Source organism: Streptomyces olindensis (genome assembly GCF_040645895.1).
GTDB classification, from domain to species: Bacteria; Actinomycetota; Actinomycetes; order Streptomycetales; family Streptomycetaceae; genus Streptomyces; species Streptomyces olindensis.
Map to the genome: position 1 here is coordinate 1 of NZ_JBEYZD010000136.1, position 9,198 is coordinate 9,198.

The 9,198-nt window shown below is 71.6% G+C and carries 9 protein-coding genes; 4 read left to right on the forward strand and 5 right to left on the reverse strand.

Going from position 1 to position 9,198, the window contains the following annotated elements:
* Window positions 1-243 (reverse strand): alcohol dehydrogenase catalytic domain-containing protein (locus ABZ948_RS40030; RefSeq protein ID WP_359768054.1); only part of this gene is annotated, 243 nt, incomplete at its 3' end.
* A gap of 161 nt (window positions 244-404) precedes the next feature.
* On the opposite strand from ABZ948_RS40030, the gene ABZ948_RS40035 reads away from it, so the two are divergent.
* Entirely contained in the window at window positions 405-2,159 is a 1,755-nt protein-coding gene (locus ABZ948_RS40035) for an ABC transporter ATP-binding protein (protein ID WP_359768055.1), read from the forward strand.
* Window positions 2,160-2,216: 57 nt separating this feature from the next.
* On the opposite strand, the gene ABZ948_RS40040 is transcribed toward ABZ948_RS40035, so the two are convergent.
* A complete protein-coding gene (locus ABZ948_RS40040; RefSeq protein WP_359768056.1) occupies window positions 2,217-2,504 on the reverse strand; it encodes a hypothetical protein in 288 nt (95 codons plus the stop codon).
* Window positions 2,505-2,646: 142 nt separating this feature from the next.
* Here ABZ948_RS40040 and ABZ948_RS40045 point away from each other — a divergent pair, with 142 nt between their 5' ends.
* Window positions 2,647-3,012: a nuclear transport factor 2 family protein gene (locus ABZ948_RS40045; protein WP_359768057.1), complete on the forward strand. Its 366-nt coding sequence runs from the start codon at window positions 2,647-2,649 to the stop codon at window positions 3,010-3,012.
* Between the two features lie 233 nt (window positions 3,013-3,245).
* On the opposite strand, the gene ABZ948_RS40050 is transcribed toward ABZ948_RS40045, so the two are convergent.
* The gene (locus tag ABZ948_RS40050; protein WP_359768058.1) at window positions 3,246-4,127 is read right to left on the reverse strand and encodes an NAD(P)-dependent oxidoreductase; all 882 of its coding nucleotides are present in this window, start codon (window positions 4,125-4,127) and stop codon (window positions 3,246-3,248) included.
* 157 nt (window positions 4,128-4,284) lie between these two features.
* Here ABZ948_RS40050 and ABZ948_RS40055 point away from each other — a divergent pair, with 157 nt between their 5' ends.
* On the forward strand, window positions 4,285-5,271 hold the full coding sequence (locus tag ABZ948_RS40055) for a GlxA family transcriptional regulator (protein ID WP_435857799.1): 987 nt from the start codon (window positions 4,285-4,287) through the stop codon (window positions 5,269-5,271).
* A gap of 1 nt (window position 5,272) precedes the next feature.
* Here the strand turns inward: ABZ948_RS40055 and ABZ948_RS40060 are convergent, their stop codons facing one another.
* Window positions 5,273-5,932 carry a TetR/AcrR family transcriptional regulator gene (locus ABZ948_RS40060; RefSeq protein WP_359768060.1) on the reverse strand — a complete coding sequence of 220 codons (660 nt, stop codon included), beginning with the start codon at window positions 5,930-5,932 and terminating at the stop codon, window positions 5,273-5,275.
* Between the two features lie 145 nt (window positions 5,933-6,077).
* On the opposite strand from ABZ948_RS40060, the gene ABZ948_RS40065 reads away from it, so the two are divergent.
* Window positions 6,078-7,334 (forward strand): YncE family protein, encoded by a 1,257-nt coding sequence (locus ABZ948_RS40065; RefSeq protein ID WP_359768061.1) that lies wholly within the window; start codon window positions 6,078-6,080, stop codon window positions 7,332-7,334.
* Here ABZ948_RS40065 and ABZ948_RS40070 read toward each other — a convergent pair.
* Window positions 7,327-9,108 (reverse strand): cellulase family glycosylhydrolase, encoded by a 1,782-nt coding sequence (locus tag ABZ948_RS40070; protein WP_359768062.1) that lies wholly within the window; start codon window positions 9,106-9,108, stop codon window positions 7,327-7,329. The genes ABZ948_RS40065 and ABZ948_RS40070 overlap by 8 nt on opposite strands.
* Window positions 9,109-9,198: the final 90 nt, after the last annotated feature.

The window sequence follows — 9,198 nt, forward strand, 5'->3', positions numbered from 1 at the left end:
GGGCGCGAGGTCGGTGACCCCCTCCCCCACCGACTCCACGACACCCGCGGCCTCGTGGCCCAGCAGGAACGGGAAGTCGTCGTTGATGCCGCCCTGCTTGTAGTGCAGGTCGGTGTGGCACACCCCGCAGGCCTGGACGCGCACGACCGCCTCGCCCGGGCCGGGGTCGGGCACGAGGACCGTCTCGACGCGCACCGGTTCGTCCTTGCCGGGTGCGATCACGCCGCGCACTTCCTGCGCCATGGTGCTGACTCCTTCGTCGGCCGGGATCCGTATCTTCCGACCCTACGCGCGACTGATCGGTAAGGGGCGGGGATCGGCCACCCGGCAGTCGGCGAAAGGGCAGGCCGGGCCGGTCTGCGCCGACGTAGCCTGAACGCTCCGCCCGACGCCGAAGGAGCGACGTGACCATCGCAGAGACCGAGACCGCCACGCCCCCGTGGCGGCAGCTCCTCGGATACGTACGGCCGCACCGCTGGTCCCTGATCGCCGGTGCCGTGCTCTCGCTGGTCACGGGTGCGACCGGGCTGCTGCTGCCGCTGGTGGCCCGGGGCCTCATCGACGACCTGGCGCACGAGCGGGCCATCACCGGCGCCCTGCTGGCGATGTCGGCCCTGATCGTGACCAACGCGGCGGTGGGCGCGCTGGGTTCGTACGTGCTGCAGCGCACCGCCGAGTCGGTGGTGCTCGGCGCGCGGCAGGCCCTGTCGTCGTACCTGCTGCGGCTGCGGATCACCGCCGTGGACCGCAGCGAGCCCGGGGACCTGATGGCCCGCATCACGTCCGACACCACCCTGCTGCGCCAGGTCACCACCCAGTCGCTGGTCGGTCTGGGCACGGGCGGTCTCACCCTCGTGGCGACGGTGGTGATGATGGGCCTGGTGGACGCCGTGCTGCTGGGCGTCACCCTGGCCGTGATCCTGTGCGCGGGCGTGGTCCTCGGTGTGATCGTGCCGCGCATCAACAAGGCGAGCCGGCAGGCGCAGGACGCGGTCGGGGCCATGGGCGCCTCGCTGGAGCGGATCCTCGGCGCGCTGCGCACGGTGAAGGCGTCCGGTGCCGAGCACCGGGAGGAGCTGACGCTGCACGAGGCGGCGAAGGAGTCGTGGCGGCAGAGCGTGCGGGCCGCCAAGTGGTCGGCGGCAGCGGGCAACACGGCGGGGCTCGCCATGCAGACAGCGTTCATCACGGTGCTCGCGGTGGGCGGCGCCCGCGTCGCGACCGGCGCCGTCGACGTGGGCACGCTGGTCGCGTTCCTGCTGTACGTCTTCTACCTGATGTCGCCGATACAGCAGGTCGTCGGCGCGATCACGCAGTACCAGACGGGCGCCGCGGCCCTCACCCGCATCCAGGAGGCGCTGCGGCTGCCCGCCGAGCCGGCCGCCGCGGCCGCGCCGCTGCCCTCCGCCGGCACGACCCCGGCGGAGCTGGCCTTCGAGGACGTGCGCTTCCGCTACGCCGAGGACCTGCCGTACGTCCACCACGGCGTGACGTTCACCGTGCCCGCGCAGGGCATGACGGCGTTCGTGGGCCCGTCCGGCGCGGGCAAGACCACCGTGTTCTCGCTGATCGAGCGGTTCTACGACCCCGAGTCCGGCGTGATCCGGCTGGACGGCCGCGACCTGTCCGACTGGGAGCTGCCGCGGCTGCGCGCCGCGATCGGCTACGTGGAGCAGGACGCGCCGGTGCTGTCGGGCTCGCTGCGGGACAACCTGCTGCTGGGGAATCCGGAGGCGGACGACGACGCCCTCGCGCGGGTGCTGAAGACGACCCGTCTGGACGGCCTGGTCGCCCGGCTCCCCGGCGGTCTCGACACGCTCGTCGGGCACCGGGGCACGAAGCTGTCGGGCGGTGAGCGGCAGCGGGTCGCGATCGCCCGCGCGCTGCTGCGCAGGCCCCGGCTGCTGCTGCTCGACGAGGCCACCTCGCAGCTGGACGCGGTGAACGAGGCGGCGCTGCGGGACACCGTCGCCGACGTGGCCCGGACGACCACGGTCCTGGTGGTGGCGCACCGGCTGTCGACGGTGACGATGGCCGACCGGATCGTGGTGATGGACGCGGGCCGGGTCCGGGCGGTCGGCACCCACCGCGAGCTGGTGACGGCCGACCCGCTCTACGCGGAGCTGGCGGCGACGCAGTTCCTGGCCGCGGCGGACTGAGCCCGGGCGTGGGTGAGGGCCGCCCGGCAACGGGCGGCCCTCACGCACGTCCGGCCGTCAGCGGACGTTCGGTACGAAACCGAAGACCGGGGAGACCAGGCCGACGACCTGGTTCAGCTGGTTGAGGTCGTTGAGGCGGTTCAGGCCGGCCAGCTGCGAGGAGGGCCGCGGGATCTCGTCCTTGTGCTCGGCGGGGATGTCGCTGACGGTCAGCGAGTCGAGCGTGGCCATCGGGCTGAGCGGGCTCTTCGCTTCCGCGTCGGCCGCGTTCGCCATCGGCGCGGCGAGGCCGGTGACACTCGCGGCGAGACCAACGGCGGCGACGATACGTCGTGTTGAGATCATGCCTATCGCAACGCGGGCGGGGCCCCGGCGGACACGGGCGGGCGGCCTCGCTCACCCGTCAGGCCCAGCGTCCCCTGCGCTTGCCGAGCCCGCCGGGCGGGTGGAGGCTCGGGAGGAGAGACCCTTCTCGAAGGAGGTCACCATGGGAACCGCCGCAGAGCCCGCCTTCGACCGGGAGACACTCCGCCGTGGCCTGGAAGGGGAGAACCCGGACATCCTGCTCTCCCTCTACGCCGAGGACGCCGAGATGCGGATCGTGGACCGCACGACCCAGCCGAGCCACCCGAAGGTGCTGCACGGCCGGGACGAGATCGGCCGGATGCTGGAGGACGTCTACAGCCGGGACATGTCGCACAAGCTGGAGCGCTGTGTGATCCAGGGCGACGAGGCCGCCTACAGCGAGAGCTGCGAGTACTCCGACGGCGTGCGCGTGCTGTCGGAGTCCATGCTCTCGCTGCGGGGCGGCAAGATCGCCGAGCAGACCCTGGTGCAGGCCTGGGACGAGTAGGCGACGCTCCGCCGGGCTCGGGTCCCCTTGCCTGCCTTCTAGGCTGGCGCCATAGACAGCGGGCTTGTTCACGAGGAAAGCGTGCAGCGGGAGGTGTTCGCCCGCCTGGCAGCAGCCGATGGCCCCTCGTCGTGAGACCACGCGCTCGGCCGGTCACGGGGAAAGCCGAGAGCTTGGGGGAGCGTGCTCTCGGCGTGCCGTGCGTCGCGGGGCAGGCGCGGCTTTGCGGCCCCCTAGTCCCTGGGGGCGGGGCGCAGCACCTGGATCAGGCTGGCGTAGCTGTCCTGGCCGTGGCCCGCGGCGCTCGCCTTCTCCATCGCGGTCTTGAGCAGCTCGGGCAGGGCGTTGTCGACGCCCCGGGCCGCCGCCGCGTGGATCAGGTGGTCGATGGCCGCGATCTGCACGTCGACGGTGGCGTCGTCGCCCGGGTAGCGGCCCGCGTCCACCTGGGGCGCGTAGCGGCTGAGGAAGCCCGCCACCGTCGTCAGCCAGCGGTTCGCGACGGGGGTGAAGGCAGCGGCCGGTGTCCCCTCGGCACCGACCAGGGCCGTTCCGTGCAGCCAGCCGGTCATGGTGGACCACATCAGGCCGAGCAGGGCGGCGTCGTAGAGGGAGGCGAGGCCGGGGTCGGCGCCCAGGTACAGGGGGTCGCCCAGGGCCGCGAGGACGGGGCGGTGGGTCTCGAAGACCTCCTCGGAGCCGCTGTACAGGAACATCATGGCGGGGTCGCCCACGCCGGGCGGGGTGGTCATGATGGCGCCGTCGAGGTAGCCGGCCCCGAGGGAGCCGGCCCACGCGACGGCCTCCTGGGCCTGCTCGGGGGAGCCGGAGGTGAGGTTGACCAGGGTTCTGCCCCGGAGCGACTCCGCGATCGGGTCGACGACCGTGTGCAGTGCCTCGTAGTCCAGGACGCAGGCGATGACCAGCGGGGAGGCGGCGATCGCCTCCTCGGGTGTCGCGGCCGCGCGGGCGCCGCGCTCGACCAGGGGCCCTGCCTTGCCCGGGGAGCGGTTCCAGACCGTGGTCGGGTGGCCCCGGTCCAGCAGCGCGGCGGCCAGGGCCGAGCCCATCTGGCCCAGGCCCAGGACGGTGACGGCCTGCTGTCGTGCGGTCATGCTGCAACTCCTCGCGTGTACTGGGGTGTTCGTACGTGCCGTGTGATCACGTACGACCACGCTCGCAGGGCGCGGAGATCCGGAACAGTGACAGTGGTGACGGCCGCCACCAAATTCCTGCCATACGCTTCGGGGCATGAGTGCCGGTTCCGTGGCCGTGGTGGTCACCGAGGAGATCGGGGTCCCTTCGTGGGACCTGTACGAACTGAGCATCCCCTGCACGGTGTTCGGCAAGCCGCAGCCCGATCTCGCCGATCCCTGGTACGAGCTGAGGCTGTGCGGGGTCGGGGCCGGGGAGGCGAACGGTCACGGGCTGAGTCTGCGCACGCCCTACGGCCTGGACGATCTGGTCGGCGCCGACACGGTCGTCGTGCCGTCGGTGCCCGATCCGTGCGTCGAGGAGGGCAGGCCGCTGCCGCCGGAGCTGACCGACGCCCTGCGCCGGGCCCATCGGGCGGGGGCCCGGATGGTGTCCCTGTGCACCGGCGCCTTCGCGCTGGCCGAGGCGGGGCTGCTGGACGGGCGGCGCGCGACCGCCCACTGGATGCACACCGCCCAGCTCGCCGAGCGCTATCCGAAGGTGGAGGTCGACCCGTCGGTGCTGTACGTGGACGACGGTGACGTCCTGACCAGTGCCGGGCTCACCGCCGGTCTCGACCTGTGTCTGCACCTGGTGCGGCGTGACCTCGGCGCGCACGTCGCCAACCAGCTGGCGCGCCGGATGGTGGTGCCCGCCCACCGGCCGGGCGGGCAGGCGCAGTTCATCGAGCTGTCGGTGCCGGCCAGCGACGACGAGGGGCTGGCCCCGGTGCTCGCCTGGGCGCGGGCCCACCTGGACCGGCCGCTGACCGTAGCGGACCTGGCCCGCCGGGCCGCGATGAGCCCGCGCACGTTCTACCGGCGTCTGCAGGCGGCCACGGGCACGACACCGCTCCAGTGGCTCCTGGACCAGCGGCTCGGTCGCGCCCGGTCCCTGCTGGAGTCGACGGACCTGCCGATCGAGAAGATCGGTGAACTGAGCGGTCTCGGCACGGCGAACAACCTCCGCCACCACTTCCTCAGGCACCTCGGCGTGTCGCCCGGGGACTACCGGCGGGCCTTTCCCGGAGCCCGGGCGGGCGGGCGCGGGCCCGTCCGGGTCTGACTCAGCTCCGGGGGCTCCACCCCGGTGGCCACAGGATGCCCAGCAACTGCCGGACCAGTTCGTCGACGACCTCGTCCAGCGTGGCGTCCACCCAGCCGGCGCTCCAGTCGTGCAGCAGGCCGTTGACGCTGCCGATGAAGCCCGTCGCCGCGAGGCGGTAGTCGCGGGGCGCCGCCTCCCCGCGCGCGGCGGCCGCGTCGGCCTCGGCACAGATGAGGTCGACCCAGCCGGCGCGGCGGGCGAGCCGCTGCTCCTCCAGGCGCGGACTGACGCCGATGACTTCGACGAAGGTGATGCGGATGCGGCGCGGATCGGCGGCGATGTTCCCGGCGTAGGCGCGGAAGATCGCGGTCGCACGCTCGACGAGCGGCAGGTCCGCCGCGCCGGCGGCCGCCTCCAGCACCGCTGCCTCGGCCCAGCCGTTGACCTGGAGGTGCAGCGCGGCGAGCACGTCCTCCAGGGTGCGGAACTCCTCGTAGAACTGACGGGTGGACAGCCCGGCCGCCTCGCTGAGCGCCGCGACGGTGGTGGCGCGGAATCCGGGGGTGTCGCCGAACAGGTGGAGCGCCGCGTCCAGGAACCTCCGGCGCCGCTCCGCCTGCCGCTCCTCGGCGGTCTTGCCGCCGTAGCGGCCGGTCGGCGCTCTGAGTCTGCCCGGCACCGGCTCTCCCTTCGTCGCTCGAACACCAATTTTGTCGTGCACGCGGTCTTGTGGAGAAGGCCACCCCTTCCTTACTTTGCAGTAAGTTGACTCTGAAAGCACGTGTGTTCAGATTCCTCACCCCACCGCAGAGGAGGGATCAGCCATGCCCGTCTTCCGACGACGGCACCTGTGTTCCCTGGGCGCCGCCCTCGCCCTGACCGCCACCGTCCCCGCGACCGCCGCCCAGGCGGCCGCTCCGGCCGCCTCCGCCGCGCTGCGCGAGGTGATGTTCGTGGGCAACAACTGGGACGGCACCGCCGATGTCATCCGATCGACCGGTGACTTCGGGAAGATCGGCCGGATCGACGTCATCCCCGACAAGGACCAGCGGATGGCGGAGATCAACGCCGATCCGATCAAGTGGATCTACTTCATGGCGATCCGCAACAGCGTCGGCGAGGGCCACGACCAGTTCGTCGACGACATGTACTCCACGCCGGACGGCCGCTCCATGGTCGTCTCGCGGCCGAGCTTCGCCGACGTGGTCTCCATCGACCTGGCCACCGGCGACATCAACTGGCGCTTCCCCGTGTCCGGTTACCGCTCCGACCACATGGCCGTCTCGCCCGACGGCAAGCGGGTCGCGGTGTCGGCGTCGACCTCGAACACCGTGCACGTGCTGGACATCGTCACCGGCAAGGAGCTCGGCAGGTTCGCCACCGGCGACAAGCCGCACGAGAACATCTTCACCCAGGACGGCAAGTACATCTACAACATGGCGATCGGCGACGTGAACACGCAGACCGACGCCCCGTGGCTGGACTGGACGAAGGGCGACCGGCGCATCACCGTCGTCGACGCCACCACGTACCAGCAGGTCAAGGTCATCGACATGCGCCCGCGGCTGGACGCCCTCGGCCTGAAGGACCACTCCGACGCGGTCCGCCCGGCCGTGTTCTCGCCGGACGAGTCGAAGCTCTACTTCCAGGTGTCGTTCTTCAACGGCTTCTTCGAGTACGACCTCGCCTCCGACAAGATCACCCGGACGAAGACGCTGCCGAAGAACCCGGCGACCAGCGACGACCGCACCACGTTCGTCAACGACTCGCGCCACCACGGCATCTCGATGAGCCCGGACGGCAAGAAGCTGTGCGTGGCCGGGACCATGGACGACTACGCCACGGTCGTCGACCGCGCCACCCTCCAGGAGGGCCCGCTCGTCACCGCCTCCAAGCCCTACTGGGCCACGGTCAGCGGTGACGGCAAGTCCTGCGTGGTCTCCGAGAGCGGCACCGACCAGGTCACGGCCATCGACTTCGCCACCGGCAAGAAGGTCGTGTCCGTACCGGTCGGTGACCACCCGCAGCGCGTCCGGCTCGGCCGGGTGGCGGCCGACTGGACGAGCCCGTCCGCTAGCTGACCTCCTTCGCCGTCCACGCGGCCAGTTCGGAGCGGGCCGCGGCGAGCAGGTCCGCCGAGGCAGCCGTCGCCCCGTTGGTCACCAGCGCGTAGTGCAGGACCCCCGAGTCCGGCGCGGTGAGCAGCAGGCGGCGGCTTCCCGTGCCACCGGGCTCGGCGGCCACCCCGACCGGGGTCGTCGAGGTGTACGCCGGCGGGGCGTGGACCGTGCCCAGGTCGGAGACGACCGTGGTGGACGCGGCCGGGAAGCTCGCCGGCAGGTGCAGCTCGGTGGGTGCCGACGTGCCGTTCGACCGCCACAGCAGCAGCCCGTACTGCCCGGACCCGACCAGCCGCTGCACGTTCGGCAGCGAGCTCGGCACGGGGTTCCAGGTCAGGGTCGTCGAGCCGTCCCGGGAACGGTCCTCGTAGGTGAAGCCGACGGTCGTGCCGGCCGTGGCGCTCGGGTAGAGGCGGTCCAGCAGCCGGGCGTCCTGGCGCAGCACGGGCTTGCCCGCGTCGTCGAGGCGCACGGCGGACAGGTCCTCGTCGTTCCAGGCGTCGCCCTCGGTGAGGACCTTGTCGGGGTTGCCGTTCATCAGCTCGCGGTGGCGGCCGTTGTAGATGTCCCACTGCCACTGCGAGCCGGAGAGCACCGGTCCCGAGGCCGCCGGGTCGGACCACCAGTCGGCGCCCTTCACCCGGGAGTCGAGAGCCTGGTACATCGCCTTGAGGACGGTCGGTGCCTTGTCGGAGACGTTGCCCGCCAGCGGGTGCCCGAACTCGCTCACCACGGCGGCCGTCTGCGCGGCGGCGGCCCGGTCGCGGACGGTGCGGAATTCGCCCGCGTACTGGCCGTCGGCTGCCTTGCCCCACATGAAGACGCCGGAGATGGCCTTCTGGTCGTAGAAGTGGGTGTTGAAGACGTAGCGCGGTCCGAGCTTGCCGGCGTCCAGCAGACCGCCCTCCTGCTTCTGGAAGTCGAGGTTGGCGTTCCAGAAGAGGTTCGGCTCCACGAAGGCGGGCTTGTCACGCCAGCCGGCCGCGTCCATGCGGGCGCGGAACTTCTCGTAGAACGGCCACAGCACGTCCTTCTCCCAGGCGCGGCTGGTCTGCCCGGAGTCGTAGACGCCCGCGTGCGGCTCGTTGTACGGGTCGAAGCCGGCGACGCCCTTGAACTGGTCGGCGTTCAGGTGCTGTTGCACGTACGCCATGGTCTTCTGGGCGGTGGCCAGGAACGCGTCCTGCACGCCGTGCGCGTTGTGCCAGAAGTCGTACGTGGCGCGCTTCACGGCCTCGTTCTGGGTGATGTTCTGCCCCCAGAAGAGGCAGATGCCGCAGGACTCGTCGGGGTAGTTCCCGGCGTCCACCGCCCACTTGGGGGCGCCGTCGCCGGTGTACCAGCTGTCGGTGTCGAACAGGTACCGGGAGTAGAGGTCCTGGTGGAAGTCGGGGTAGACGCGGATGCCCGCGTCCAGGAAGGCCTTCATCTGGTCGGTGGCGGCGGCCAGATAGGCCGTGTCCACCTGGCCGCGCTCGGGCTCGGCGTAGGCCCAGGAGAGCAGGAAGCGGACGGTGTTGCCGCCGCCGAGGGCGCGCAGGGCGGTCGCCGACTTGCGGGCGTCGGCGACCGAGGCGAAGGGCAGGCCCTTGTTCTCGGCGAGCTTGGTCTCGCCGGAGACGTTGTAGCCGCGCAGCACGATCTCGCGGCCGTGGGCGTCGGTGAAGCGGCCGTCCCGCACGGTGACGGTCGGGTCGTCGAACCAGAGGGAACCGGGAGGGGGTGCGGCGGCCACAAGCGACGCATACGGGATGTACGCTCACTGCTCAATGGGCATAAACCGGACGGGAACGTTCAGCTCAGGGAGACGTGACGTCAGTCAACT

What these genes read in the sequence shown, in the direction of transcription:
- ABZ948_RS40040 (WP_359768056.1), bottom strand. Translation starts at nt 2,504, where the DNA reads ATGATCTCAACACGACGTATCGTCGCCGCCGTTGGTCTCGCCGCGAGT.
- ABZ948_RS40045 (WP_359768057.1), top strand. Translation starts at nt 2,647, where the DNA reads ATGGGAACCGCCGCAGAGCCCGCCTTCGACCGGGAGACACTCCGCCGT.
- ABZ948_RS40050 (WP_359768058.1), bottom strand. Translation starts at nt 4,127, where the DNA reads ATGACCGCACGACAGCAGGCCGTCACCGTCCTGGGCCTGGGCCAGATG.
- ABZ948_RS40065 (WP_359768061.1), top strand. Translation starts at nt 6,078, where the DNA reads ATGCCCGTCTTCCGACGACGGCACCTGTGTTCCCTGGGCGCCGCCCTC.